General features: G+C 65.4%; 23 protein-coding genes. 9 read left to right on the top strand and 14 right to left on the bottom strand.

What is annotated here, in order from left to right:
* Positions 1-64: 64 nt before the first annotated feature.
* Positions 65-1,393 carry a major facilitator transporter gene (locus tag OPIT5_13735; protein AHF91111.1) on the bottom strand — a complete coding sequence of 443 codons (1,329 nt, stop codon included), beginning with the start codon at positions 1,391-1,393 and terminating at the stop codon, positions 65-67.
* A 285-nt stretch (positions 1,394-1,678) separates the two neighbouring features.
* Between OPIT5_13735 and OPIT5_13730 the strand changes: the two genes are divergently transcribed.
* Together OPIT5_13730 and OPIT5_13725 are read left to right on the top strand one after the other, a co-directional pair.
* On the top strand, positions 1,679-2,722 hold the full coding sequence (locus tag OPIT5_13730) for an rRNA methyltransferase (GenBank protein ID AHF91110.1): 1,044 nt from the start codon (positions 1,679-1,681) through the stop codon (positions 2,720-2,722).
* A gap of 785 nt (positions 2,723-3,507) precedes the next feature.
* A complete protein-coding gene (locus tag OPIT5_13725) occupies positions 3,508-4,986 on the top strand; it encodes a hypothetical protein (protein ID AHF91109.1) in 1,479 nt (492 codons plus the stop codon).
* 186 nt (positions 4,987-5,172) lie between these two features.
* Here the strand turns inward: OPIT5_13725 and OPIT5_13720 are convergent, their stop codons facing one another.
* Positions 5,173-5,580 carry a DNA-binding protein gene (locus OPIT5_13720; GenBank protein ID AHF91108.1) on the bottom strand — a complete coding sequence of 136 codons (408 nt, stop codon included), beginning with the start codon at positions 5,578-5,580 and terminating at the stop codon, positions 5,173-5,175.
* A 1-nt stretch (position 5,581) separates the two neighbouring features.
* Positions 5,582-5,842 carry an AbrB family transcriptional regulator gene (locus tag OPIT5_13715; GenBank protein ID AHF91107.1) on the bottom strand — a complete coding sequence of 87 codons (261 nt, stop codon included), beginning with the start codon at positions 5,840-5,842 and terminating at the stop codon, positions 5,582-5,584.
* A gap of 35 nt (positions 5,843-5,877) precedes the next feature.
* Here OPIT5_13715 and OPIT5_13710 point away from each other — a divergent pair, with 35 nt between their 5' ends.
* On the top strand, positions 5,878-6,177 hold the full coding sequence (locus OPIT5_13710; protein AHF94376.1) for a hypothetical protein: 300 nt from the start codon (positions 5,878-5,880) through the stop codon (positions 6,175-6,177).
* Between the two features lie 212 nt (positions 6,178-6,389).
* Positions 6,390-7,217 carry a hypothetical protein gene (locus OPIT5_13705; GenBank protein ID AHF91106.1) on the top strand — a complete coding sequence of 276 codons (828 nt, stop codon included), beginning with the start codon at positions 6,390-6,392 and terminating at the stop codon, positions 7,215-7,217.
* A 36-nt stretch (positions 7,218-7,253) separates the two neighbouring features.
* Here OPIT5_13705 and OPIT5_13700 read toward each other — a convergent pair whose 3' ends face one another.
* The 3 genes from OPIT5_13700 to OPIT5_13690 form a co-directional block, all read right to left on the bottom strand.
* Positions 7,254-7,553, bottom strand: coding sequence for a hypothetical protein (locus tag OPIT5_13700; protein ID AHF91105.1), 300 nt, complete (start codon positions 7,551-7,553; stop codon positions 7,254-7,256).
* Positions 7,546-7,791, bottom strand: coding sequence for a prevent-host-death protein (locus OPIT5_13695; protein AHF91104.1), 246 nt, complete (start codon positions 7,789-7,791; stop codon positions 7,546-7,548). The genes OPIT5_13700 and OPIT5_13695 overlap by 8 nt, the downstream gene beginning before the upstream one ends.
* A 122-nt stretch (positions 7,792-7,913) precedes the next feature.
* A complete protein-coding gene (locus OPIT5_13690) occupies positions 7,914-8,084 on the bottom strand; it encodes a hypothetical protein (protein AHF91103.1) in 171 nt (56 codons plus the stop codon).
* Between the two features lie 349 nt (positions 8,085-8,433).
* On the opposite strand from OPIT5_13690, the gene OPIT5_13685 reads away from it, so the two are divergent.
* Positions 8,434-9,948 carry a sialate O-acetylesterase gene (locus OPIT5_13685; GenBank protein AHF91102.1) on the top strand — a complete coding sequence of 505 codons (1,515 nt, stop codon included), beginning with the start codon at positions 8,434-8,436 and terminating at the stop codon, positions 9,946-9,948.
* A 206-nt stretch (positions 9,949-10,154) separates the two neighbouring features.
* Here the strand turns inward: OPIT5_13685 and OPIT5_13680 are convergent, their stop codons facing one another.
* The 3 genes from OPIT5_13680 to OPIT5_13670 all read right to left on the bottom strand — a co-directional run bounded on the left by OPIT5_13680 (position 10,155) and on the right by OPIT5_13670 (position 15,540).
* Positions 10,155-12,062 (bottom strand): glycosyl hydrolase family 39, encoded by a 1,908-nt coding sequence (locus tag OPIT5_13680; protein AHF91101.1) that lies wholly within the window; start codon positions 12,060-12,062, stop codon positions 10,155-10,157.
* Positions 12,063-12,130: 68 nt separating this feature from the next.
* Entirely contained in the window at positions 12,131-14,011 is a 1,881-nt protein-coding gene (locus OPIT5_13675) for a glycosyl hydrolase family 39 (protein ID AHF91100.1), read from the bottom strand.
* A 17-nt stretch (positions 14,012-14,028) separates the two neighbouring features.
* On the bottom strand, positions 14,029-15,540 hold the full coding sequence (locus OPIT5_13670) for an anchor protein (protein AHF91099.1): 1,512 nt from the start codon (positions 15,538-15,540) through the stop codon (positions 14,029-14,031).
* Positions 15,541-15,717: 177 nt separating this feature from the next.
* Here OPIT5_13670 and OPIT5_13665 point away from each other — a divergent pair, with 177 nt between their 5' ends.
* Positions 15,718-16,791, top strand: a complete 1,074-nt coding sequence (locus tag OPIT5_13665; GenBank protein ID AHF91098.1) for a LacI family transcriptional regulator — start codon at positions 15,718-15,720, stop codon at positions 16,789-16,791.
* Positions 16,792-16,810: 19 nt separating this feature from the next.
* Here the strand turns inward: OPIT5_13665 and OPIT5_13660 are convergent, their stop codons facing one another.
* The 3 genes from OPIT5_13660 to OPIT5_13650 form a co-directional block, all read right to left on the bottom strand.
* On the bottom strand, positions 16,811-17,791 hold the full coding sequence (locus tag OPIT5_13660; protein ID AHF91097.1) for an esterase: 981 nt from the start codon (positions 17,789-17,791) through the stop codon (positions 16,811-16,813).
* A gap of 66 nt (positions 17,792-17,857) precedes the next feature.
* Positions 17,858-18,604 carry an N-terminal cleavage protein gene (locus OPIT5_13655; protein ID AHF91096.1) on the bottom strand — a complete coding sequence of 249 codons (747 nt, stop codon included), beginning with the start codon at positions 18,602-18,604 and terminating at the stop codon, positions 17,858-17,860.
* A 166-nt stretch (positions 18,605-18,770) separates the two neighbouring features.
* On the bottom strand, positions 18,771-20,129 hold the full coding sequence (locus OPIT5_13650) for a hypothetical protein (protein ID AHF91095.1): 1,359 nt from the start codon (positions 20,127-20,129) through the stop codon (positions 18,771-18,773).
* Positions 20,130-20,259: 130 nt separating this feature from the next.
* Between OPIT5_13650 and OPIT5_13645 the strand changes: the two genes are divergently transcribed.
* The 3 genes from OPIT5_13645 to OPIT5_13635 all read left to right on the top strand — a co-directional run bounded on the left by OPIT5_13645 (position 20,260) and on the right by OPIT5_13635 (position 23,997).
* On the top strand, positions 20,260-20,856 hold the full coding sequence (locus OPIT5_13645; protein AHF91094.1) for a hypothetical protein: 597 nt from the start codon (positions 20,260-20,262) through the stop codon (positions 20,854-20,856).
* 3 nt (positions 20,857-20,859) lie between these two features.
* Positions 20,860-21,408 carry a teicoplanin resistance protein VanZ gene (locus OPIT5_13640; GenBank protein AHF91093.1) on the top strand — a complete coding sequence of 183 codons (549 nt, stop codon included), beginning with the start codon at positions 20,860-20,862 and terminating at the stop codon, positions 21,406-21,408.
* Between the two features lie 294 nt (positions 21,409-21,702).
* Positions 21,703-23,997 carry a DNA ligase gene (locus OPIT5_13635; protein AHF91092.1) on the top strand — a complete coding sequence of 765 codons (2,295 nt, stop codon included), beginning with the start codon at positions 21,703-21,705 and terminating at the stop codon, positions 23,995-23,997.
* A 17-nt stretch (positions 23,998-24,014) separates the two neighbouring features.
* Here the strand turns inward: OPIT5_13635 and OPIT5_13630 are convergent, their stop codons facing one another.
* Entirely contained in the window at positions 24,015-24,536 is a 522-nt protein-coding gene (locus OPIT5_13630; protein ID AHF91091.1) for a hypothetical protein, read from the bottom strand.
* A gap of 122 nt (positions 24,537-24,658) precedes the next feature.
* Positions 24,659-25,186, bottom strand: a complete 528-nt coding sequence (locus OPIT5_13625; GenBank protein ID AHF91090.1) for an RNA polymerase subunit sigma-24 — start codon at positions 25,184-25,186, stop codon at positions 24,659-24,661.
* Positions 25,187-25,342 lie beyond the last annotated feature (156 nt).

The raw sequence follows: 25,342 nt of genomic DNA, 5'->3' as shown, positions 1-25,342 counted from the left end.
CTCCGGCGTCGTTCCGCTCCCCTCCCCCCGGCGCCGCACGCCGGCAGGGCCCCGGGCCGCCGGGCTACTCGTGAAACGCCCCGCCGCCGCGCCGTTCGCGGATAAACAGCCCGCCGATCACGACCGTCAGCAACGCGATCGTCACGGGATAGATCAGACCGCTGTAAATGTTGCCCGTCATCGCCACCAGCCATGTCGAGATGAACGGCACGAGGCCGCCAAACACGCCGTTGCCCACATGGTACGGCAACGACATCGACGTGTACCGGATGCGTGTGGGAAAAAGCTCGACCAGAAACGCCGCGATCGGCCCGTACACCATCGTCACGAAGAGCACCTGCACGAACACCAGCGCCACCAGCATCACCTGATTGACCGGATCCGCGTAGTGCATGATCCCCCGGTAGATCGGATAATAGAGCAACCCGCCCAGCAGACACCCGGCGAGGATGATCGGCTTGCGGCCGATGCGATCCGAAAGGCTCCCGAAAAAGATGAAGAACGGCGTCCCCAGCAGCAGCGCCACCGCGATCATCACATTGGCCGACACAAAATCCACCCCCGCCTGCTGTTGCAGGAAGTACAGCGCGTAGAACTGACCCGTGTACCAGATGACGCCCTGCCCGGCCGTCGCGCCAAACAGCGCGAGCAACACCATGCGCCGGTTTTCCGGCTTCAGGAAACTCTCCTTGATCGGATTGACCGACAGCCGCCCCTCCGACTTCGCCTTCGCGAACAGCGGAGACTCCTGCATCTTCGTGCGGATGTAGTACGAAATCATGACGAGAAACACCGAGAGCAGGAACGGCAGCCGCCAGCCCCAGTCGCCGAACCGCTCCTCGCCCAGCCCTTTGCGCGCGACAAGAATCACGCCCAGCGAAACGAACAGGCCGAGCGTCGCCGTCGTCTGGATGAAGCTCGTATAGAAGCCGCGCCGGTTGTCCGGCGAATGCTCCGCCACATAGGTGGCCGCCCCGCCGTACTCGCCGCCGAGCGCCAGGCCCTGCACCAGGCGCAGCAGCACCAGCAATACCGGCGCCGCGATGCCCCACTGCTCGTAAGTCGGCAGCAGACCGATCGCGAACGTCGAACCGCCCATCAGCAGCAACGTCAGCAGAAACGTGTACTTGCGCCCCACGCGATCGCCGATGTGCCCGAAAACCACCGCGCCGAACGGGCGCACGATAAATCCCGTGGCGAAAACGGCCAGCGTGGACAAAAAGCCCGCCGTCGGGTTGTCCTTCGGGAAAAACTGCGAGGCGATGATCTTCGCGAGCGCGCCGAAGATGTAGAAATCATACCATTCGATAAGCGTGCCTGCGGAGGAGGCCGCGATCACTTTCCAGATGGTGCGCTTCTCGGCGACACCGGCAGTCGTGGTAGGGCTTTTCATGAGGTCTATAAGAACATCTGCTAGCCTTCCCGAAGCGTGCAAGTGCCAATTCGGCGAAGGGGCGTGGAGGGGGTGTAATCGTGGCAAGGGCATCCTGCCCATGAAGTGGCACGGGCTTCCAGCCCGTGTTCCGGAAGGCGGCGCTTCGCGCCGCCCACGGGCAAGGATGCCCGTGCCACCTTTTCCGCCAATCCGGCATTCACCATTTTCGATTACACCCGCGCGGAGGCACCCCGCTCAAATCCTGCTCGCTAGCCGCTCCCCCTTTCCCGCAATTTTCCCGCGATGATCCTGCGCTCCCGGCCCGGTTTCGAACTCCTGCTCGAAAAGGAACTGCGTCTCCACGGCCTCTCCGCCACCGAGACCGGCAGCGGCTGGCTGCGCGTCGCCGGCGAGGCCGCCCCGGCGCTCCCGCCGGCCGTGGCCGCCGCCGGTCTGTGCTTTGCCCACTCCATTCTGCATGCGCCGGTCGAAATCACCGGCGATTCCGTCAATGCGCTCGCCCTGGGCATCGCCGGGCATTTTTTCGAGTCGGCGCGGACCGAGCGTTTCGAGGCCGCCTGGCCATGCCTCTTCGAGGCCGCCGCCGGGCTCGACGGGCTCGGCCGCCGCGTCGATGCCGTGGAGAAGGCTTTTGGCGACATCCTGCGCAAACGCATGGGCCGCGTCGCCCGGCTCGCCTCCACCGCCAGGCCTTGCGGCGTGGCGCCGGGCACGCGCGGGTTGTTCGTGTTTTTCACCGATTTCAGGAAGGCGTGCGTCTCGCGTGTCGCCGATTTCAACGGACAACGCCGGATGGCCGACGATCCGCTCGCGCCTTCCCGCAGCTACCTCAAGATCGAGGAGGCGTACGGGGTGCTCGGCCGCGAGCCGGCGGCGGGCGAAACGGTCGTCGATCTCGGGGCGGCTCCGGGCGGCTGGAGCTACAGCGCGGCCCGGCGCGGCGCCCGCGTCATCGCCATCGACAACGGCCCGCTCAAGGCCGGCGCGCTCGACCATCCGCTCATCGACCATCGCCGCGAGGACGCCTTCGGTTACCGCCCGGCTCCGGCCGATGTCGCGGGCGGCGTGGCGGACTGGATGTTCTGCGATCTGGTCGAGGAACCGCATCACGTCATGCGCAACCTCGTCGCCCCCTGGCTCGAAGGCCGCTGGTGCCGGCGTTTTGTGGTGATCCTGAAATTCGGCCGCACCGATCCCGTGGCGCTCCTGCGCGAGTTGCACGGGCCCGATTCCGTTTTCAGCCGCTGCGCCCCGGGTTTCCGCACCCGCCACCTCTACCACGACCGCGAGGAGTTCACGATCACCGGCGAGGTGGCCGGCGGGTGACCCGGGTGCACCCCCCCTCCTCCCGCCCCGCGCATGATCATCCCGTGCAACAAAATGACCATGCCATGAAATCCGCCTGCCTTGCCCGTCCTCCGGTCGCCCCCGAAAATACCGCGCGTATGTTCTCTCCCGTCGCGTCCTCAACCTCGCCTGCCTGTCCATACCCGCATCGCTGCCGCCCCGCCCTTTGGCCGGTCGGTATCGCCGCATGTCTCGCGATCGCCGCCGCCTGCCTCCAGCCGCTCGCGGCCGCGCTGCTGACCTTGACTCCGGGCGTTGACCAGCGCGGCGCCAGGCCTGCCGCCTGGACGCTCGACATCCCGGCCGCGAGCCCCGACGAAGCCGCCCGGACCGCCGCCACCGGACTCAGCACCCGTCTCTATGGCAAGAAAGAGGGAGCACTCAGCCAGCCCCTCGTCATCAAAACCGGCTTCGACGATGCCCGCGTATTCGCTTTCCACGTGCAGGCCGTCGCCCGCAACGGCGCCACCCTCGCCGTCACGCTCAACGGCAGCCCCGTCGGCACAAAAACGTGGCCCGCCGCTTCCGCCACGCATGCCACCGATATCCTTTACCATTTCCCGCTTCCCGCCGGCGCCAACGCGGTCGCCTTGCAGGTCACCTCTGTCGCCGGCGTCGTTGTGATCGACCGCTACCAGATCGCCGCCACCCCGGACGAACTCCCCGCCGCCGACCGCAAGGAACCGTTCGACTCCACTCCGCCCGTCTTGCCGGCCGCCCGGTCCGGCGCTGCCGCCAAACCCGCCCCCGCTCTCGTCACCGCCATGTTCACACCACACTCCACCCTCCCGCCCAAAACCGCCTCCGGCTCCGCCGCCCCCGCCGATCCCTCCCCCTTCATTGCCAATGCCGTCCCTGCCGAGGGCTACCGCGGCATCTGGTTCACGCTCGGATTCAAGTTCGAGTACGGCGACAAGTACTCCGGCGGACTCGGCACCTACACGGCCAATCACCAGCCCATGGCCGTGTATGCGCCCGCGGCCGGCAAGACCTTCTTTACCTGGGGCGGCACCCCCTCCGCCGACAAGCGCCAGCTCGTCATCATGGTCGGCAGCTACGACCACGCGCGCGGCACCGTTTCACGCCCCGTCGCCCTCTATGCCGACCCCGCGGTCAACGATCCCCACGATGACGCCTCCATCCAGCTCGCCCCCGACGGCCACCTCTGGATCTTCAAGAGCGGACGCGGCACCCACCGCCCCGGCATCGTCTTCCGCAGCACCCGCCCGCACGACATCACCTCGTTCGAGTGCGTCTCGCTCCAGGAGTTCACGTATCCGGAAATCTGGCACGGACCGGACAACGACGGCAGCCCCGCCGCGCCCGACGGCTTTTTCCTCCTCTTCACCAAATATTTCAAGGGCACCAAATACGGGCCCGCCCGCAATCTCTTCTGGAAGACCAGCGCCGACGGACGCACCTGGAGCGAAGATCACGCGCTCGCGGCCTTCGGCGGCCACTACCAGACGAGCGGCCGCTGGTCCGGCATTGACGCCGCCACCGGTCGTCGCGTCACCAAATACGCCACCTTCTTCAACTATCACCCCGAGAGCCACGTGGACCGCCGCACCAACATCTACTATGCGCAGACCACCGACGCCGGGAAAACCTGGACCACGGCCGACGGCACGCCGCTCGCTCTCCCCCTGACGACGCCCGACAATCCCGCGCTCCTCGCCGACCTGAAAGCGCAGGGCAAGTTCATGTACACCTGCGACCTCGCCTTCGACGCCGCCGGCAACCCGATCCTCCTCTGCATCGTCAGCCGCGCCGGAGAGCCCGGCCCGAAGGGCGATCCCCGCGAATGGACGCTCCTGCACTGGACCGGCGGCAAGGACGGCAAATGGGAAACACGCGTCATCACGTCATCCGATCATAACTACGACATGGGCAGCCTCTACGTGAACGGCGACGACTGGCGCATCCTCGGCCCGACCGAAACCGGTCCGCAGCGCTACGGCACCGGCGGCGAAGTCGCGCTCTGGACGAGCCCCGACGCCGGTCGCACCTGGACCAGAACGCGCCAGGTCACCGCCGGCAGCGAATTCAACCACAGCTATGTGCGTCGCCCCGAAAACGCCCGCGACCCGTTCTTCGCCTTCTGGGCCGACGGCAACCCGCAAAAACTCAGCGAATCGCGCCTCTACTTCGCCAACTCCGACGGCACCCAGGTCTGGCGTCTCCCCTACACCATGACCGGCGACGAGGCCGTTCCCGAACCGGTCACCGGCGAGAGTCGCTGACCGCGACCACGGGCAGGGGTGGAAGTTGTAGTTTTCAGTCTATTACTTTCAACGAGTCGTATTTCAGTAAAATCAATCGTATTTCTTTTCGACCTCGGTGCCATCTGTGTCCGCGCTCTGTGTTCTCTGTGTCCAATGTTTCCCTGGAACCTCCCTTTCGAATTGGCGTTGCAGGCGGATCTTGCGTTATGGTTCACGGACAACGAGCGACGGATACCACCGCGTGAAGTCATTCGGATTCCGGGTGACGAGTCCGTCACGATTGCTGGCAAAACCTCCGATAAGAAGATCGGCCACGGGACGCCTGGGCGTCTGCCGCTTGCGGCGGGCTCCCACATAAAGGTTCCATGCCTGATGCGCTGCCTCCGTATCCAGCGACGTCCAGGATTCCGCATATGAAATACCTGCTTGATCGAGAAATTGCTTTTGTTCGTTCAAGTCTCCCGAAAACGCGGCGGAAAGCTCCACCATGGTCACAGGGCTGACGGCCAATCCCTGCGGCAACAGTTTTTGCAACAAGCGTGCAGATGCTTGCCCGAATTGCGGATCATTTTCGAAAACGTCGATCACCACACACGTATCCACAATCCACATATCAGACGCCCTTCTCCCCTGCGCGCAGTTCACGCATCCAGTCCTGCGTGCGGCGGGGTTTGCTCCTGCCTTCCAGCCTGCGCGCATAGCCCAGGACAGACAGGGGACCGGGTGGATTTGCCCGGGCGACAATCACCCGAAATTCAGTGGGAGAAATCTGCTCCCATTGCAGTTGTTGCCCGGGCCGCAGGCGCATGGTCCGTCGAAGGGAGGCCGGAATGGATATTTGACCGCGTTCGGTCAGGGTGGCGGTGATCGGCATAATGCGGACGTTATCATGTCGGAATATCATGTCAAATGGCAAGGGAAGCCTCCTGCCACCTGTCGCAAATCTTGACGGAGGCGAAGGCAAGGGAACCTTCCGTTGAAATTCTCGTTTTCGATAGTCGCGGACGCAAAGAAGACATCCGGCAGGTCGGGCATGGCGTTGACTTTTTCAACGCCCCCGAAAATGTTGCCGAACGTTATGCTGACAAAGACAGCACAATCAAACGCGCAGTCGAAGCCGACGGAGGCGAAATTGCGGCCAGGATGGACGCCCGAAATGCTGCAACGGGGAAAAAAAGCGGCGGCGGCCCGCACCCGGCAGGCGATTGAGGCCCACATGCGCAAGCAAATCCTGTCCGGGCAAAACGGCCTCTGATCGGGGCTGTTACACGGTAACGCTCCACACGCAGACGCCAGAACGAACCGGTCACCGGCGAGAGTCGCTGACCGCGACCACGAGCAAGGGTGGAAGTATTCCGGAATCTTTCGAATTGCCCCGCCCCGTGAAGACCGGAACCCTTTCATCCGGTTTTCTCCCCGCCATGCGACCCTCGCCCGCCTTCCGCCTTTCGCCGTTTATCCTCGCCTGCCTGTTTGCCCTCTTCGCCCACCCGGCCCTTGCCATGGCCACCACGCGATCCACTTCGGTCTTCATGGTCGATGCCAGCAACCTCCGGCAGGTCGGCCAGGCCTCGCTCATCTACGCGACCGACAACAACGACCAGCTCCCCCGCGCGTCCAACCTGCACGACTACGCCGCGCTCCTTGCTTACGGCGGTGGACTCAATGACGCCGCCATCTGGTCCAGCAACGCGGACCCGGCCAACCCCGGCAACCACACGCTTTCGACCGTGATGGAACAGCACCGCCGCCTCGACAGCAATGGCATCCCGGTGATGACATCCTCCTTCAAGGCGCTCAAACCGACCTTTGCCGTCCCGCTCGGTGAACTTCACGTAACCATGCCCTCGACCACCCCCATCGGCTGGACGCGCGGGCTCCGGACCGACGGCACGTGGTCGGCCGACAGCCCTTACGGCACACAGGGCGGGCACATCGTGTTTCTCGGCGGCAACGTCCAGTTTTTCCGCAACCTCACGGATGGCGGCGGGCAACTCATCCGGTTTTCCGACGGCGCCAGGACGGCCAACATCCTCGAAGCGCTCCCGCCGGGCACGACCATCGGCGAGTACATTCCCACGCCCGCGGAAAAATCCCTCTGGTCGCGCCAGCCCCGTCCCCGCATCGGCGGCAACCGGGGCCTCGGCATCCCTCCCCTCGTCGGCGGCCTCATGCTCCTGACGATCGCGATCTTCGGCGTCAGCCTCGTGCTGCTCCTGCGCCGCGAGAAACAAGAAACCGGCGAGTGAGGACGCGAGAGGCGTACGTGACAATCCGGCTTTCTGTCACTCCTTCTCCTGCTGCCCCTGCAGTTTCTCTTTCATCAATTCGCCAAAAACCTCGTACACAAGCTTTCGCTCCTCGGCAAAAAGGCAGTCGATCGTCATGGGTCGGGCATAGGTAAAAATCACACGATAACGCCCTACACGCAGACGCCAGAAACCGGACAATTCGTTTTCCAGTGCCTTGATCTGGCCCTTTTGCGAGGCCAGCCGCGCGACGGCTTCACGCACCGCATGTTTGGGTCCGGGAGGGAGTGTCCGCAGGAAAAACTCCACCTGCTCCGAGATGCGGACTTTATACATGAGCAGCGGCAAGCGCCTTCATTTTCAGTTTGCCGGCCCGATACTTCGCCAGTGTATCCATAAACTCACGATTGGCCAGAAGCTCCATCGTCTCGACGATAGCCTCCATCCTGTCCCGGCCAATCAGGTAAGCAGCCACCTCTCCCCGTCGCTCGATCGTCAGGACCTCCCCGTCAGCCTGTTTCACCAGTTTCGGGAGGCTGGCCTGCGCTTCTGTGACTGAATACGTGGTTTTCATCCTCTTGCTACGTAGAGCACACGACGGAGCACGTCAAGCGATGGCGATGGCTTCCGCAGCGCGTCATACGTACAGGGCGCCCCCGCTTGCCACTCCCAGCCCTGCCCGTTTCGGCTTTCACCTCATTCGCTGTCTGAAACGGGATGACGCCAACAGAAAGTGACGGAGTGCGGAGCGAGCCGGAGAGGCGCGGCAAGGTCGACGGGGCGAGCGGCATACGGGCCGCCAATCTTGATCGAGGGGTCGACGGCGCGCATGGCGACGGCGGCGGCGTTGTAGAGAGTGGCGCGCATCGCCTCGTCGAACGTCGCGCGCCAGAAGGCGGTGAAATCCGCGGGTTCGTCGATGGCGGGCTCGAGCCGGCGCAGGTGTTCCGGCGAAAAACCTCAGGTCGGGTCGAACGGATGATCGTGAGCGAAGGTGATTCCCCGCGCGGGAACGTCTGTCTGCGGGAAAACGGGCCGTGTCTATTGCGATGCCGGGACTATAGCCGCCTGTGGAGCCTCATGGAAGGATATCCAGTGGAGGAGAGCGGTCGGGGGGGAGGGCGGGAGGCGCTCCGCACCAGTGAGCGGACTCGAAAGCTGGCACCATGGGTGCCGGGGGCCTACGGTGCGGTGGCAGACTTCACCGCTCTCCATCATGCGCATTACCCTCACCCTCCTGGCCCTGCTGGGCCTCGGCGCCCACCTGCGCGCCGACGTCGTCCCCGCGCCGTTGTTCACCGACAACGCCGTCCTCCAGCGCGAGAAGCCCGTCCCAGTCTGGGGCAAGGCCGCTCCCGGCGAGAAGGTCACCGTGACCTTCGCCGGCCAGACCGTCGCCACCACCGCCGACGCCTCCGGCCGGTGGAGCGTCACCCTCGCCGCCCTCCCCGCCCGCCACGAGGGCTCCGACCTCGTCATCCGTGGCGACAACACCCTCACCCTCGCCAATGTCGTCGTCGGCGAGGTCTGGATCGCCTCCGGCCAGTCCAACATGGCGTGGAACGTCAAGAAGACCTACGACCAGGCCCTCAGCATCCCCGCCTCGGCCCGACTCCCGCTCATCCGCCACATCAAGATCAGGAGGACCGTCGCCGAGGCTCCCGCCGACACCGTGGCTATCGAGGGGGCCGCCTGGCAGGTCGCCGGCCCCGAGACCACCGGCGGCTTCACCGCCGTCGGCTACTACTTCGCCAAAGACATCCACGAAGTCACCGGCGTCCCCGTAGGGATCATCGGCAGCAACTGGAGCGGTTCCCTCATCGAAGGCTGGATCGACTCCGACTCGCTGCATCCCTCCAACGGCGCCCCCTTCCGGGCCGTCCACGAACGCTGGGCCAAGGCCCTCGCCGACTACCCCGAGGCCAAGGCCAGACACGCCGCCGCCGTCGCCGCATGGAAACAGGAGCGCGACGCCGCCAAAGCCGCCGGCCAGCCCTTCGCCAAGCGCCAGCCCAGGGGCCCAAGGGGCCCTGGCAGCTCCTCCACCCCCTCCGGCCTCTACAACGCCATGATTCACCCGCTCGTCCCCTATGCCCTCCGCGGCGCCATCTGGTATCAGGGCGAGTCCAATATCGGCCGTCACTCCGAATATCGCGAACTCTTCCCCGCCATGATCGCGGGCTGGCGCTCGAAGTTCGGACAAGGCGACTTCCCCTTCTACTGGGTCCAGCTCGCCAACCACGGCAGCCCCGCGGGCATCCATTGGGCGCTCCTCCGCGAGGCGCAGACGCAAACCCTCGCCCTGCCTGCCACCGGCCAGGCCGTCATCCTCGACATCGGCAACAGCCGGAACATCCATCCCGGCAATAAACAGGACGTCGGCCGCCGCCTCGCCCGTCTCGCCCTCAACCGCACCTACGGCGTCGCGATGCCCGACAGCGGTCCCGTCTTCGCCAAGGTCGAACGCGCCGACGCCGGCCTCCGCGTAAGCTTCACCGAGACCGCCGGTGGTCTCATCGCCCCGCTCAACGAACTCTACGGCTTCGAGCTCGCCGGCGAGGACAAGGTCTTCAAGCCCGCCGAGGCCAGGATCGAGGGTGACACGGTCCTCGTCACCAGCGCGGACGTCCCCGTGCCCGTCACCGTGCGCTACGCCTGGCGCGATGCCCCCGTCGCCGGCCTCTTCAACAGGGAGGGACTCCCCGCCGTCCCCTTCCAGCGACACCTGTAAAGCCGGTCCTGCGTCCGGACCTGAAAACTCGCTCCAAAAGTCCCCCGGCGCCTCGTTCAAAGCCCGCAATTTTTCCTCGCGACGCGGAGAGTCGAAACGGCCGGCCGAAAGCTCGCGGAGCCGCCGACGGTAGTCGGAACGGGGGTGTCACCGGGCGGCGGGGGTGCGATGACTGTGGTTTTGGGCATGGACGGACACGGGAACCGTCAGTTGATCCAGTAGAAATTGACGCTGTGGGGCGCGAGGGTCACGGGCGCGGCAAAGGGCGAGGCCGCGGTCTCGGGAAGAAGCCCCTCGGCGGCGATCGAGGCGACCCGCCACGAGCCGGACGTGACCGGAGTCTCGGTGAGCGTGACCGTCTGCTCGCCGTTGGTGCGGTTGACGAGGACGAAGGCGGGCCGGCCCTCGCTGCCGTCGGCGATCGCGAAGGGCACCACGGTCTTCTCGTCGCTGGTGGAGACCGTGGCGCGGGAGCCTTGCAGCAGGCGGTTGAAGTAGTGGTAAACGTGGGCGGCGGGCCGGAGATCGCCCTGGTTGTTCATCTTGCCGTAAACGCCGTCCTGGTCGTTCCAGGCGTTGGTCGCGGTGAGGCCGGGCACCTGCGCGTAGGAGATGAGCGAAAGCGCGTCGAACACCGCGCCCTTGTGGTTCGTCATGCGCGGCTCGGGCACGCGCCAGCTATAGCAGATGTTGTATTCGTTGAGGTGATACTCGAGAATCTTGCCGGTGTGCGGGCGCAGCGCGGCGTTGATCCGGCGGATGAGGTCACCCGAGTCGGAGGCCATGACGATCGCCTTCTCGTAGATGGTCTGGTCGCTGTCCGTGTTGCTGCCGGTGGCGTAGTGGTGAAAGGAGAAGAAATCGAGCTGCTCGTGGGTGAGCCGGGCGAACTCGACCAGCGGCTCCACCGGCAACGGGCTGCAGGCGGCGGGGCCGCCGATCCTGATCGTGGGATCGACCGCTCGCATGGCGGCCGCGGCCTGGTTGTAGATGCGGGCGAACGCGGCGACGTCGGGCTGATTGTTGTTGCGCGGCTTCCGCCAGTAAGCGAAGTCCTTCTCGTTGGTCACCTCCCAGTAGAGGATGCCGATGCGCCGCTCGATGTTGACGAAGCGCACGAGGTCGGCGCAGAGGCGGGCAAAGTCGTCGATGCGATCGGAGTCGAGGCGGCCGTCCTCGTCGGCGTCGAAGGAGGCGGGCCAGGAGTTGAGGCAGATCATGCGCACGGCGCCCGTCGGCGGCGTGCCGGCGACGAGCGCGGCGGCGACGGCGTCGTATTTCCAGTCCTTGGTCTCCTCGTCGAACCAGCTGCGGACCAGACCGGAGCTGTGCAGGCGCATGAGCCGCGTGCCCATGTAGGCGTGGCCGTCGTGCCAGGTGGTCTCGGACATGCGCGCGACGCTGTGTCCGCGGAAATTGTTGAGCGAATAGATGAAAGGCTCGACCCGCGGGCCAATGGCGGACCAGTCGATCGCGACCGCGGCTTCGCCCGGCTCGGACGATTCCTCGATCACCGCAACGGTCGCCTGCACGGTGGCGTTGGCCGCGTCGGGCGCATCGGGGTTCACCGGGGGCGTCGCGACGGCCTGCGGCCGCGGCCTGGTCGCCCCGGGCGGCGCCCAGGCGGCGTCGGCGGTGATCACCAGCGCGTCGATGCCGCTGTTGTCCTCGCGCTTGGTGTCGCAGAGAAACAGCACGCCCTCGCCGAGCTGCTCGCGCGGGAAGGCGCCGACGTGGCGCCACGCAAACCGGTCGGGATTGCGGGTCCAGTTCCAGGGAAACTCGACGGTCTTGCCCTCCACCCGCGCCTTCATCTGGAGGGCGAGGCCGCGGTAGCGCACCCACACGTGCAGCACGTCGCCGCCGTGGGGCAGCGACGCCGTGGCGAGGATCTCGTAGTTCCTGCGCGGCGAGACATGCCGGCCGGTGTAGGCCGCGGAGTCCTCGCGCAGGGCGACGTTGCGCCCCTCGGCCACCGCAGGGCCGAAGAGAGCCACCGTGTTTTCACGTGGCGCCTCCGGGATCGGCGCGGCGGCGCGCAGGGTGGAGGTCAGGAGGCAAAGGCCGGCGAACACGACCGTGATTCGGGGGAGTGGGAATGGAAAACGGGTCATGGGCAATGGGAAGGAGGAAGAGAGCGTCCGGACAGATCAGCGACGGCGGCGGGGCATGGGAGGCGGCGTCAGTCCAGCCAGTAGAAGTTCACGCTGTGCGGGGAGAGCGTGACAGGGGCCTTGAAGGGCGCGGCGGGGGCGGCGGGGCGGGGGCCGCCGGCGTCGATGACGGCGACCTGCCAGGAGCCGGTCTGCGCGGGCGACTCGGTGAACGTGACCGTCTGCTCACCGTTGGTGCGGTTGACGAGGACGAAGGCGGGCCGGCCTTCGTGGCCGTCGGCCACGGCGAAGGGCACCACGGCCTTGTCCGCGCTCGTGGTGACGGCGGCGGGGCGGCCGGAGAGCAACCGGTTGAAATAATGATACACATAGGCGCCGGGACGGAGGCTTCCGCGCTGGTCCATCTTGCCATAGACGCGGTCCATGGCGCCCCAGGCGTTGGTGGCGGTGAGACCGGGGACTCGTGTGTAGGCGATGAGGGAGAGGGCGTCGAAGACCGCGCCCTTGTGATTCGTCATGCGGGGCTCAGGCTTGCGCCAACTGTAGCAGATGTTGAACTCGTTGAGGTGATACTCGATGACCTTGCCCTTCATCACGGCGTCGATCCGGCGGATGAGGTTCCGGGCGTCGTCGGCCATGACGAACGCCTTTTCGTAGATGACCTGATCGGGCTCGGTGTTGTTGCCGGTGGCGTAGTGGTGGAAGGAGAAAAAATCGAGCTGGTCACGCGTCAGCCGGGCGAACTCGACCAGCGGTCCCATGGGCAGGGGGCTGCAGACGGCGGGGCCGCCGATCTTGACGGTGGGATCGACCGCGCGGATGGCGGCCGCGGTCGTGTTGTAAACGCGGGCAAGGGCGGCAACGTCGGGCGTGTTGTCTTTACGGGGCTTGCGCCAGTAGGGCATGTCCTTCTCGTTGGTGATTTCCCAATACTGGATGCCGGCCTTCATCTCGATGTTCACGAAACGGACGAGGTCGGCGTAGAGGCGGGCGAAGTCGTCCACGCGGTCGGTGTCGAGGCGTCCGTCCTCGTCGGCGTCCCAGGAGGCGGGCCAGATGTTGACGTTGTGCATGCGGAAGGTGCCGGGAGGCGGGCGGCTCGCCTCGAAGGTGGCACGCACTTTCGCGTAGTCCCAGGTGACCTTGCCGTCGGCGGTTTCGACGAACCAGGAGCGCGCGAGGGAGGAGCTGTGCTGGCGGATAAGCGGCGGCCTCATGAGGGCGATACCGGCTTCCCAAGTAGGGTCGGGCGCGCGCCGGAGGCCGTTGAGCGAATACAGGAGCGGGGAGACACGTTCGCCGGTCTTGCCCCAGTTGATCGAGACCGTGGCTTCGCCGGGTTCGGAAGTCTCCTCGATCACGGCGACCTCCGCCTGCACGGTGGCGTTGGCGGCGTCGGGCTCGTCGGGGTTCGCGGCGGGCGGCGCGGGCTTGGCAGGGGTGGCCGCGGCATTGGTCACGCCGACGGGCTTCCAGTCGGTGTCAGCGGTGACGACGAGGGCATCGACGCCGCTGGCCTCGGTGAACTTAGGATCGGTGATGAGCCAGACGGAATCGCCGAGTTGGTCGCGCTTGAAAGAGCCGGCGAGACGCCAGGCGAAGTCCTTGGCGTTGCGCTGCCAGCTCCAGGGGAACCCGACAGTCTTGTCGCCCAGGCGGGTCTTCACTTGCAGGGCGAGGCCGCGGTAATGCACCCACACGTGGAGCGTGTCGCCTTCGGCGGGCAGCGAGACGCGGGCGATGGTCTGGTATTTCTCACGTGGCGACACGTAGGCGCCACCGAGCGCGGCGGGGTCCTGCCGGGTATCGACCTTGAGGCCGGCGGCAAGGTCCGCACCGGCGACCACGACGGTGCGCAGTGAGGGGGCGGGCAGCGGGGAGGCGAGAGCGGGGGCGAGGCCGGCGAGCAGGGCGGCCGCCGTCGCAAGGAGGAGGCGAGGGAGTATCATGAGAAAGAAAACCGGTTTTAGCGCGTGCGGCGGCGGAGGACAAGGCCGAGGGCAAACGCCAGAGAAGCCGCAAGGGCCGCGGTGGCGGCGGGCTCCGGGATGGCGGCGGCGTAGAGTTCGCCGGTGGCGCTGTTGAACAGGGCGGCACCGTGGCCGGCGAAGACCACGCGGGAGAGGGCGGTGGCGTCCCAGCCGGAGCCGTCGGTGAAAAGGATGGAGGCGTCGTCGCTCCAACCGGTGACGGTGAGTATGCCGGTGATGGAGGAGAGGCTGGCGAAGGTGAGCGCGCCGGCCTGCCCGGCAAAGTCGATCGTGCCGCCTTCCGCGCCGACGGTGAGCGCGCCGAGCGCCTCGGTGAATTCACCGACCTCGAACAGGCCGCCCGCGAAGGACAGGGTGGTGGCGTCGGCAATCTGGTTGGAGGCGGCGAGGTGGAGGGTGCCGGTCGTGTTGACGGTGACGGAGCCGCCGCCGATGGCGTCGGTACCCGCGGTCTTGGCGAGCACGAGTGTGCCGTCGATCTCGATGGGAGTCACGCTGGTGTTGGGTCCGGAGCCGGAGAAGCGGACGATGCCGTCGCCGGCGATCAGCACCTTGGTGCCGCTGGCGGAGGCGATGTTGTCGACGATGGTTCCGCTGAGCGCGAGGGTATTGCCGGCAGCGGCCTGGAGGCGGTAGGTGTTGCTGGCTCCTGCTCCGGTTTGGTTGAAGCGAACCACGCCGCTATAGGTCGCGGTGCCCGTGCCTGAAAAATCCGCGCCGAAAGTCAGGGTCTTGCCGGCTGCCCCGTCGCCGCGAAACTGGAGGGAGGCGGCGCCCACGGTGAGTCCGGCTTCCGACAGGTAGATCTCGCTGCCATCACCAATAAGCTGGAGCGAGATGCCCGATGTCCCCGTGGCGCGATGGAGATTGATCCGGCCGCCGTTGGCTTGATAGTTGTTAACGCCGTTCTGGTTCGTCGTATCGTAGTTAATCGTAGCTCCCCCTGACGCGATCAGGTTTTGGAACAAAGTGAAGCTGCTGAACGAGCCGGTAAAGTTGACGACGCCGCCGCCTGTGACGGTGAAGTTGCCGCCGGTCGCGACGGTCTTGCCAATGGTGGATGCAAACGTGAGCGAACTGCCGGCACTCACATCGAGCATGGCGGAGCCGGCAAAATTCACTCTCGTGGAAAAGGTCTGGAGGTTCCCCGACGAGTTGGAAATCGTCGCGCCGCTAGTGCTGATCCTGTTTAGCGTGAGTGCCTCGCCGGAGAAGGTATAACGGCCCGCTCCCGCGACGAACTCCAGGTTGTCGATGGTGGTGGCCGTGCCGATGGAAATTTCGTCGTTGGCCACGTCGGCGTCGAAGCGGGCGATGTCGGTGGCCGCCGTGCCCGGAGGCGCACCGGTGCCTGTCCAGTTGGCGGCTTCGGACCAGTTGCCGTCGACGGAACCGGTCCAGACAAGCGTGTTCTGCGCGCGGGCAGCAGGCAGCAGGGCGAGACACAAACTGGCAAACAGAGGGCTGAGGAAATGTAGTGTTTTCATGATACGATTGAGCTTGGGAATAGTGCGATATCGTCGGTAGAGGTTGGATGTTGGAATGAAAGCGGAAGGGCTCGGTGGCGCATCCCGACGAGCGGGGAGATGTCTGGACCGTAACACCACAAAGGATTGCGTCCATCACACCGTTCCGCTCACTGGTGCGGAATACTTGTTTGCCCGATGCTTTCGCCATCCTCCCCCCCTTCTCCGCCTCCCACGCTCCGCCAGGTCGCCGCAGCCGCGGGCGTTCACCACACAACGTTGAGTCGTGCCCTGCGCGGACACCCCGATGTGTCGAAAGCCAGGGCGGAAGAATTGAGGGCCCTCGCCGCCCGGATGGGTTACGTCCCCGATCCGATGCTCCGTGCCCTGGCCGCCTATCGTACTGGACGCAGGCCGGCTGCGTTTCACTCCGTCATCGCCTGGCTCAATCCGAGTGTGAAACGGGCGGAATGGAAGCAGGTGCGCACCTACCGGAATTATTTCGAATCGGCAGGGCAGAGAGCTCGCGAGCTGGGATTCCAACTGGAGGAAGTCACATTGCCGGACATCGGCGCGGGCGCAGCCCGTGTGGCTTCCATGCTCGCCGCCCGCAACATCACCGGCCTGATCGTCGGTCCAGTACCCACAATAGGACTACAACTCGACATGATCGACTGGAGTCAGTTCTCCGCTGTGCGCGTGGGTGAATCGCTCACCGTGCCGCGTCTGCATGCCATCACGGCGCATCACTCCAACGGTATGTTCACCATGATGCAGGAACTGGCCGCGCGCGGTTATCGAAGACCGGGGTTATTCATGTCGCGTCACATGGATGAACGCACCGGACGCCGCTGGTCGGCCGCGTTTTTGAGGGAACAACTCGAGTTGCCCGTGGCAAGAAACCGTATTCCGCCATGCCTTTTCCCGAGCGTGATGGCCAACATGAAGGAGTTGGCGGAGTGGGTGCAGAAATGTCGACCCGACGTGGTGATCGCCATTGGTGAAGAGGCTCTGCTGCCGACCTTGCGGCAGATCGGGTTGCGCGTGCCGGAAGACATCGGGCTGGCCGTGCTGGTGCAACCGCCGGGCGAAGGCGAACGCCTCAGCGGACTGGCTGAAAACAACGCCGAGGTAGGGCGCGCCGCCATTGATCTGGTTGTGGCCATGATGAACCGGCAGGAACGCGGCGTGCCCCGATATCCGCAGACGCTGCGCATCGACAATCAATGGATGGATGCAAGCACGCTGCGGGAGCAGTCAGCATCTCCGTAGCTGATTTAAACTACAAAAATCACTGTTTCAGAAAGCGGACAATCTCGTCCCAAAGATTGATGCCATCGGGCACCTCAACCGGTTTCTCCATCCGCATCGGTTTCGCCTGCCAGCCATCGAAAGTGATGCCGTGCCCCACGCCAGGCAGCAGGATGAGTTTGTTCGGCACTCCGGCCTTGTTGAGCGCGTCGGCGAGTTCCGTCGCCTGATGATAATCAACTGCGCGGTCGCGTTTGCCGTGGATGGTCAGGACGGGAGGCAATCCGGGGCGAACATGCGTCACGGGCGAGGCCTGCGCCCAGAGGGCGGGATTGCTTGCAGGGGTTTTTCCGCCCACCAGACCCGATCCGGTCGCATAAAAGGGAACGTCCGTGGGCTCGCCGTTGGCGCTCGTCTTGCGGCGGGTGGCGAAGTTCGTTCCACCATAAAGGTTGACGACAGCGCGGACGTGGTCGGGGACGCCAGGCCAAGGGGACTCCGGCTCCAGTTCCTTGTCGCCCGCGGTAAAGGCGACGAGAAGGGCGAGTTGACCTCCAGCCGAGCCTCCCATCACCGAGATACGACCCGGGTTGATGTTGTGGCGGGCGGCATGGACACGCATGAACCGAACGGCGTTTTTGCAATCGTGTATGACCAAAGGCCAGGAAGGTTTTTGGGGAGCGGCCAGCGTGTAGTCGATGGAGGCTGCAGCAACGCCGTCCCGGGCCAGTCGCAGGCAATTAGCCATGGTTCCAACCCTGTCTTTGGAGCCTGCGCCAAATCCTCCACCGTGAATGAACACCACGGCGGGAAAGCCGCCCTCGGGGACGGGGCCGGCGGGCAAATAGAGATCAAGTTTTTCGGCACGATCCGAGCCCAGATAATCCACGTCGGGCAGGACACGGATCTCCCCGGACGGGGGAACCGGGGAAGACGCGGCTTGCATGTCATGTGCCACTTGCGCCTGCGAGGTGCTCATCACAAGAATCGTCAGTAACCGGAAAATAAATACATTCTTCATGGCCTCTCTTCATCGTTTCGAAAACCGGTCGCCCCCGGAAATCTGCCCCGGCAGGTCAAAGCCCGGTTACTCCGTCGTTCTCTGAACGTGCCTGTATTTCAATTCGCCGACCGCCATGGACCTGGCGTGCCCGTCAGCAAAAGCGACATGCGTTTTGCCGTTATGGCGCCATGCAATGCGTGCGGCACCATCCGCCGTCTGATCGGGAATCGGGTCATCCAGTGCGTTGCCGGATTTGATGGGACCATGAGCCTTGTCGTTGTAAAATCCCCAATCGCTGACGTTGTTGCTGTTGACCGTGCCGTCCGTCACGATAACGGCCTGCGAAGGGGCGCGGATGTCGGCGACTTTTTTGCGGGCTGCGGTTGGTTTTTCCTGCGGCATGAGCAGGGAGTTTGCGATATAGCTGCTGCGTCCGACGATAGTGGCGTCCTTGGGCGGAGGAACCGACGGGCAAAGGAAGATGCCAACCCCCGGCTTGCTGTTGCTGCCATAGCCCGCGAGGTATTTGTTGAGATACAGATGCCAATAGGCGCTGTAGCTGCTGTTGGTGCCCCAAGGCAGCAATCCCTTTTCGTCTTCGGCGCAGAGCACAGCCGCCAAGCCGATCTGGCGCAGATTGCTCAGGCACTGCGCCGCCCGCGCCGACTGGCGAACCCTGCTGACGGTGGGCACGAGGATCGCCGCCAGGATGCCGATGATGGTGATGACGGTAAGCAACTCGATCAGGGTGAATCCGGATACCCCCGGATGGACATTACGGGGGGAAGAAGGACGCAGAAGGCAGACGGTTTTTTTGCGGGGAAAGTTCATGCGGGGGGGCGGGTGAAATATCCCGCACTGAAATCCACGATGGGAAAAGCGTCCAGCGACGTGTTCCGCTCACTGGTGCGGAACTTCAGACGGACCCGTCCCTGTCGCTCGCGATCCCGGCCTTGCGGCCGGGGGCGAAGGGGTTCTCCTGACCGGGCCGTGGGGGCTACTTTTTCTTTTTCGGGGGACTGGTAAGGTTGACGATCCTCGTGGACTGGCCGTTGTCGTCCAGTTCGACGACGTAGCCTTTTTCCATTTGCTGGAGCCAGTTCATGCGGCCGTTATTGAAGTAGGCGGAGGCGGCTTCCTGACCGAGCGCGGCGGTGACCTGGTTGCGCATGTCGGCGGCGAGGGTCTTGAGGGATTCCTTTTTTTGTTCGGCGGTCAGCGTGTCGTCGGCGGCGAGGCGTTTCGAGGAAGCGAGGGTGGCGTCGCGCAGGTCGTAGAGTTGAGAGGCGGTGTTTTCGGGCAGGCCAAAGCGTTTGCCGGCGGCGACGAGTTGCTGGTAATCGTAGTCCTTGGCGCGCCGGTAGTCGGTGTAGCGTTCTTCGCCGAGCGCCTGGCGGATTTGCTCGTTGAGCTGTTTTTCCGCCTCCTGGCGCTGCTTCCAGTAATCCTGGTCGCGCCCGCGCGGACCCATGCCGAGCATGTCGTTGTTGCTGTAGCGTTCGTCGAACTCTTTCCGGAGGGAATAGATGGAGAGGAATTCGTCTTCGCTCGCGTCGAATTGCGCCATTTCCCCGCGCAGTTGCTGGGTGGTCTGCGAATTGCGCAGCTCGTATTGCGCAAATTCTTCCGGAGTGAGGAGAGCGGCGAGATCCTGCTTTTTGGATTCCTGGAGGACGCGCATGGCCTCGGCGTCGGAGGGGACCTGGAAACGGCCGGCCTCGCGGTAGAGTTCGCTGGTGAGTTCGGCGTAGTCCTGCTCCACTTCCTGAATGGAGGTGCGTTTCCCTTCGGGGAGGAAGGACGTGCGGGGATCGACCCAGCCGCCGTAACGGCCGGCCTCGGGGTCCTTGCCGAGGAGGTTTTCGAGTGTGTCGCGGACCTCGCGTTGCAGGCGGCGGGCTTCCGCGCGCTGCTCTTTGGTCTGGCGGTTGTACTGCGCTTCCCAGGGGTTTTCCTTCCACCAGTTTTTGTTGAGGGTTTCGGGATCGGGCTGCGGCTGGAGCGCCTTCATGCGGTCGGAGTAACGGCGCCAGATCGTGCTGGAAACGATCATGCGCAGGGTGCGGTCGTCGACGCCGGCGGCGCGGAGGACATCGCGGAGGGCCACGGGATCGTCGCCGCGCAAGGCTTCGAGGAGGTCGCTTTCGCCGACGGAAGCGGAGCCGCCGGCGCGGGCATTCTTGCCGGCGGTGGCGAGGCGGGCCGCGTTGCGGCCGGAATCGGCGGCGCCGTCGGAGGATTCCCGGTGCGCGCGCCAGGCGGAGCGGGCGATGAAAGCGGCATTGGCGGTGAGGGAAACGGCGAGAAAAAGAACCGTGAGTTTTTTCATAAGGGAAGAAAGGCCGACGGACATCATGCGGCCGGAAGGCTGCGGGACAAGGGGATTGGGCAGGAACGGCGGTCTGCCATGCGGCCGCTCCGGCAGCCCCGTTGTCCTCTTGTGTCGCCACCGCCGGCATGGCATTGTCCGCAGTCTTCTTCTCCGCATGTCTCCGGAAACGTCCGCCACCGCCTCTCCGCCTTCATCTCCTGCTCCCGCCGTGGCGGAGGTGGCGCACGAGAGCATGTGGCGGCGGCGGGTGGTGCGGCCGGTGATGCTGCAACTGGGCCAGGGCGTGGCGCCGGAACGGATCGCCACGACGGTGGCGGCCGGCACGGTGTGCTCCCTGTTTCCCGTCATGGGCACCACGACCACGCTCAACATCTTTATGGGACTGTGGCTGCGCATGAACCAGCCGCTGCTGATCGCGCTCAACTACGCGCTCACGCCGGTGCATGTGGCGATGATCTTCGTTTACCTGCGGATCGGCGAATGGCTCTGGCGCGCGCACGATGCGCCGTTCGATCTGCAAACCCTCACGCGGGCGTTTCATGCATTGCCGCTGCGCGAGTTCGGCGGACGGTTCGGGTGGGCGATCCTGCACGCGATCTCCGGCTGGGCGGCGACCGCGCCGCTGCTGTTTCTGGCGATCTGGCTGCCGGCGCGGGTGATCCTGGTGCGGACGGCGCGGACATTTCGCCCGGGCCCCGGGAGCGCAAACGGCGCTCCGGACGCGGATCGTTCCGGGCGAGGCCGTCCTTGAAAAATGACACGCGGTGACCGGTCCGGTTTTGCGCAAGACAATTGGCAGGAGACGTGCATCGTCGGTGACATGTCACGTTCGCAAAACGCGCCGCTCTGGCACTGGGTTTACGTCGTCCTGCTGATCTCGACGGTCATCTGGGCCTCCAACCACAGCCGCGTGGCCGCGCCCTCGATCAGCAATTTCGACAAGCTCGCCCACTTCAGCGTCTTCGGCCTGATGGGCACGCTCGTGCTGCGCCAGCTCGGGCAGCGCCGCTGGTGGCTGGCGCTGCTGCTCGTGTCGCTTTTCGGCGCGAGCGACGAGATTCACCAGCATTTCACCCCGGGCCGCTCCTCCGACATCCGCGACTGGATCGCCGACACGTCGGGCGCCGCCGTCGCCATTGCCGCGTATTGCCTGATCGGCCCGTACCGCCGCCTGCTCGAATGGAAACTGTGGACGTGGCGGCGGCGAAAAAAGACCCTTGCCGGGGCCGGCCAGGATCCCGTCGCCCCGGCCGCGTCGGCTGCCGGCGCCGATTCATCGGACAAATCCGTCCAGTCGGCCTGACCGGGCCGGGCAATCCGGCTTTCCCGCCTTTCAGCGAGGTTCTGAAAATTAACTTCTTTCAATCAAGTTAACCACTCATGCACACTGATGCACACTAATAACGGTTCAGAATCCATTCAATATCATCTGATTGCATTCCGATCAGGTTTGCTCGTCAGTGCCCATTAGTGTGCATCAGTGTGCATGAGTGGTTAAAAATGTATTTTCAGAACCTCCCGTTATCTTCTGTTCAAAAAATCCGGTTTCAGAACTCCCCTTCAGTTTTCCAGCCTTCCAGTTTTTCAGCTTTTTCCCATGTCCGCCTCTCCGGAAAATTCCCCCGCCGCCCGCATCGCCGCGCTCCGTGCCGAACTCGCCCGGCACGACGAACTCTACTACCGTGCCGCGCGTCCCGAACTGAGCGATTTCGACTACGACCGCCTGAAGCGCGAGCTCGCCGATCTCGAGGCGCAGCACCCGGAACTCGCCACCGGCGAATCGCCCACGCGCCGCATCGGTGACGATCGCGCCGAGGGGTTTGCCCGCGTGCGCCACCGGCAGGCGATGATGACGCTCGACAACACCTACGATGACGGCGAACTGCGCGAGTTCTACGCCCGCCTGCTCAAGACCCTGGCGGCGGCCGGCGCGATCGACGCCGGCACTGGCGAAGCCCGCGCCGAAAACGACGCGGCCGATGCCGACAACGCCCGGCTCGCCTGCATCGTCGAGCCCAAGATCGACGGCGCGGCCGTTTCCCTCACCTACGAACACGGCAAGCTCACCCGCGCGGTGACTCGCGGCGACGGCTCCGAAGGCGACGACGTAACGGCCAACGTCCGCACCCTCCGCGGCCTCCCGCACACCCTGCGCGCCGCGCCACCGGTGGTCGCCCCCCCCTCCCCCCCCGCGCCCGCCGGACCCGGACCGGAGGACGACCTGTTTTCGCTCGCCGCCGCCCCGGCTCCTGCCTCCACACCGGCGGCGCCGGTGCCCGTTGCCCCCTTCCCCGATCTGATCGAGATCCGCGGCGAAATTTTTCTGCGCGAGGAAGAATTTCGCCGGATCAACCAGCAGCAGGAGGAAGCGGGCGAAGCCGCCTACGCCAACCCGCGCAATCTCGCCGCCGGCACGCTCAAGCTGCTCGACTCTTCGGTGGTCGCCTCGCGCCGCCTCGAAATCGTGCTCTATGGACTCGGCGCGTGCGAACCCGCGCCCGAACAGGCGCTGGCGGCGCTGGCCACCGCGGCCCCCCCCACGCCCGGCTGGGGTTTCGATTCGCAGACCGGCTTCCAGCGACAACTCGCCGCCTGGGGGCTGCCGACGGTGGAAAAAACCTGGTCCGTGCGCGGCATCGAGGCCGTGCGCGAGGCCATCGCGGAGCTCGACCGGCTGCGGCGCGGCTTTGCCTACGCGACCGATGGGGCGGTGGTGAAACTCGATCTTTTCGCGCAGCAAAAAATCCTCGGCTACCGCGGCACCGACGCCGCCGGCCGCGCGCAGGAAGCCCGCAAGCTCTCGCCGCGCTGGGCCTGCGCCTTCAAGTTCCCGCCCGACCGCGCCGAGACGCGCATCAACGCCATCACCATCCAGGTCGGCCGCACCGGCGTGCTCACGCCCGTGGCCGAGCTCGATCCCGTGCTCCTTGCCGGCACCACCGTCAAACGCGCCACGCTGCACAATGCCGACGAGATCGCGCGCAAGGACGTGCGCATCGGCGACACCGTGCTCATCGAAAAGGCGGGCGAGATCATCCCGGCGGTCATCGGCGTTGTCATGGACAAGCGGATACCTTCGTGCGAACCCTACTGTTTCCCCGAAAAATGCCCCGCGTGCGGCACGCCTGTCGTGCGCGTCGAGGGCGGTGTGGCCTGGCGGTGCCCCAACCCGCATTGTCCGGAAAAAGTCCGCCGCCGCGTCGCGCATTTCGCCTCCAAAGCGTGCCTCGATATCGATGGTCTCGGCCGGGAGATTGTGGACCTGCTTCTGGAGAAGAAACTCATCACGACGATCCCCGACCTGTTCCGGCTGAAGGTCGAAGACCTGCTGCCGCTGAAAAAATCCGGCGAGACATGGGCCAACAACCTGATCAACGCCATCGACGCCCGCCGCACCGCCGACCTGTGGCGCGTGATTCACGGCCTCGGCATCCCGCAGGTCGGCGCGACGGCGGCCAAGACGCTGGCCCGCTCTTTCCGCTCGCTCGATGCGCTGGCCGCCGCGCCGCTGCCCGACCTCGTGCGGCTGGCGGATTTTGGCGAAATCACCGCGCAGGCCGTGCGCGCGTGGTTCGACGACGGGACGAACCGCGAACTCGTGGCCGACCTGCAACGCGCCGGCCTCGCGCCGACGCCGCCGGCGGAGAACGCGGCGGACAGCCCGGCGGCGGGCAAGACGTTCGTGCTCACCGGCACGCTCCCGACGCTGGGCCGCGAGCAGGCGACGGAGAAAATCGAGGCGGCCGGCGGCAAGGTGAGCGGCAGCGTGTCCAAGAAAACCCACTACGTCGTCGCCGGCGAGGAAGCCGGGTCGAAACTGGAAAAGGCCCGGAAACTCGGTGTGCCCGTGCTCGACGAGGAAGGGTTGCTGCGATTGCTGGCGGGGGAGTGACACCAACCGTCCTGGAGTTATTCCCGGACCCCGCCGGCGATCCCCAGCCAGCCGAGCACGACAATCCCCACCGCCACCAACGCCACCATCAGCGTCAGGGTGCCGATCCGGCCGGTGATTCGCAGGAATACAAGCCCGCCAACCGCAAGCCCGAGGACCACGACGGGAAGGAACTGGCTCCCTACCGTCGGCAGCAGGAGCGCGGCGACCATGACCAGGCACGCGGCGATCGCCAGCGCGCTGGCGAGGGCCGGGAAAATGGAAAGGCGGCGGCGCATCACCGGCTGCTCGCGCAGGCGTCGCGGCAACGGCACGTCGGTATCGTGCGGCGGCTCCGGCAGCGGTTCGGAGGTGAGCGCATCCTCCAGCGCGGCGACGAATTGCCGGGTGCGGTCCACTTCGGCCTGGGTGGCGGCGTCGGCCGCCACCTCCCGGGCGAAGGTTTCGGCTTCGCCGGGCGGCAGGTCGCCGGAAACGTAGGCGGTGAGGCGCGGGTCATCGGGAGTGGGAGACGGAGCGGTGCGCGAGGTCGTGGTCATGGTCGTGGCGGCTGCGTGGTGGCGGTGGAGCGTTCGATCGTGGATCGTCGGATTGTCTGTAAAAGTGTGGTTGGCGGCAGGCCGGGCGGGCGGCGGATTGCGGCGGCGGGGCCGGAAAAGGACTAGCGGTTGTTGCTGGCCTCCCATTCGCGGCGCATGGACTGGACGGCCGTATGCAGGAGCACGCCGACGTGATTGGCGGAGCGGCCGGTGATCTCGCCGATTTCCTGGTAGCTGAAACCTTCCTGGTAGCGGAGCCGGACGATTTCGCGCTGGGCGGGAGGGAGGGCGGAGACGAGGGCGAGGATCTGTTGCCGGTCTTCGGCATGCTGGAGGAGAGCGGCGGGATCGGCTTCGGGTGACGGGATGCGGCCGGTGGCTTCGTCGTCGAGAAGCGTCATGCGCCCCTGCTTGCGCAAGACGTTGAGTGCCTTGCGCCGGCAGACGGTGAAGAGCCATGCGCCGGTGTGATCGGCCCACGCCGCGGGAGGCGTGGAGCCGAGAGCGGCAAAGGTCTCCTGCACGATGTCGCGAGCCTGGTCGGCATCGTGCAGGAGTCGGGTCGCGTAGCGGAACAACGTCGCTTCGTGCCGCACAAGGGCTTCGGCGATCAGACCGTGAACGGAAAGAGCGTCGGGAGCCTGGTTCATGAAGCGCGGAGGCGGGTTGGCATGGGGGATGCAGCTGCTGATGTACTCATAATAACACGCGGAACGGCGGTTTATTAATGAGACTCTCGCCGGGGTTGCGCGCAAGGGCGGACGGAGAATCGGGCAGAAGAGAGCCACCGTCGGAAACCGGGGACC

The organism is Opitutaceae bacterium TAV5 (genome assembly GCA_000242935.3).
Taxonomy (GTDB): domain Bacteria; phylum Verrucomicrobiota; class Verrucomicrobiia; order Opitutales; family Opitutaceae; genus Geminisphaera.
This window is presented reverse-complemented; position numbering and strand designations above follow the sequence as displayed.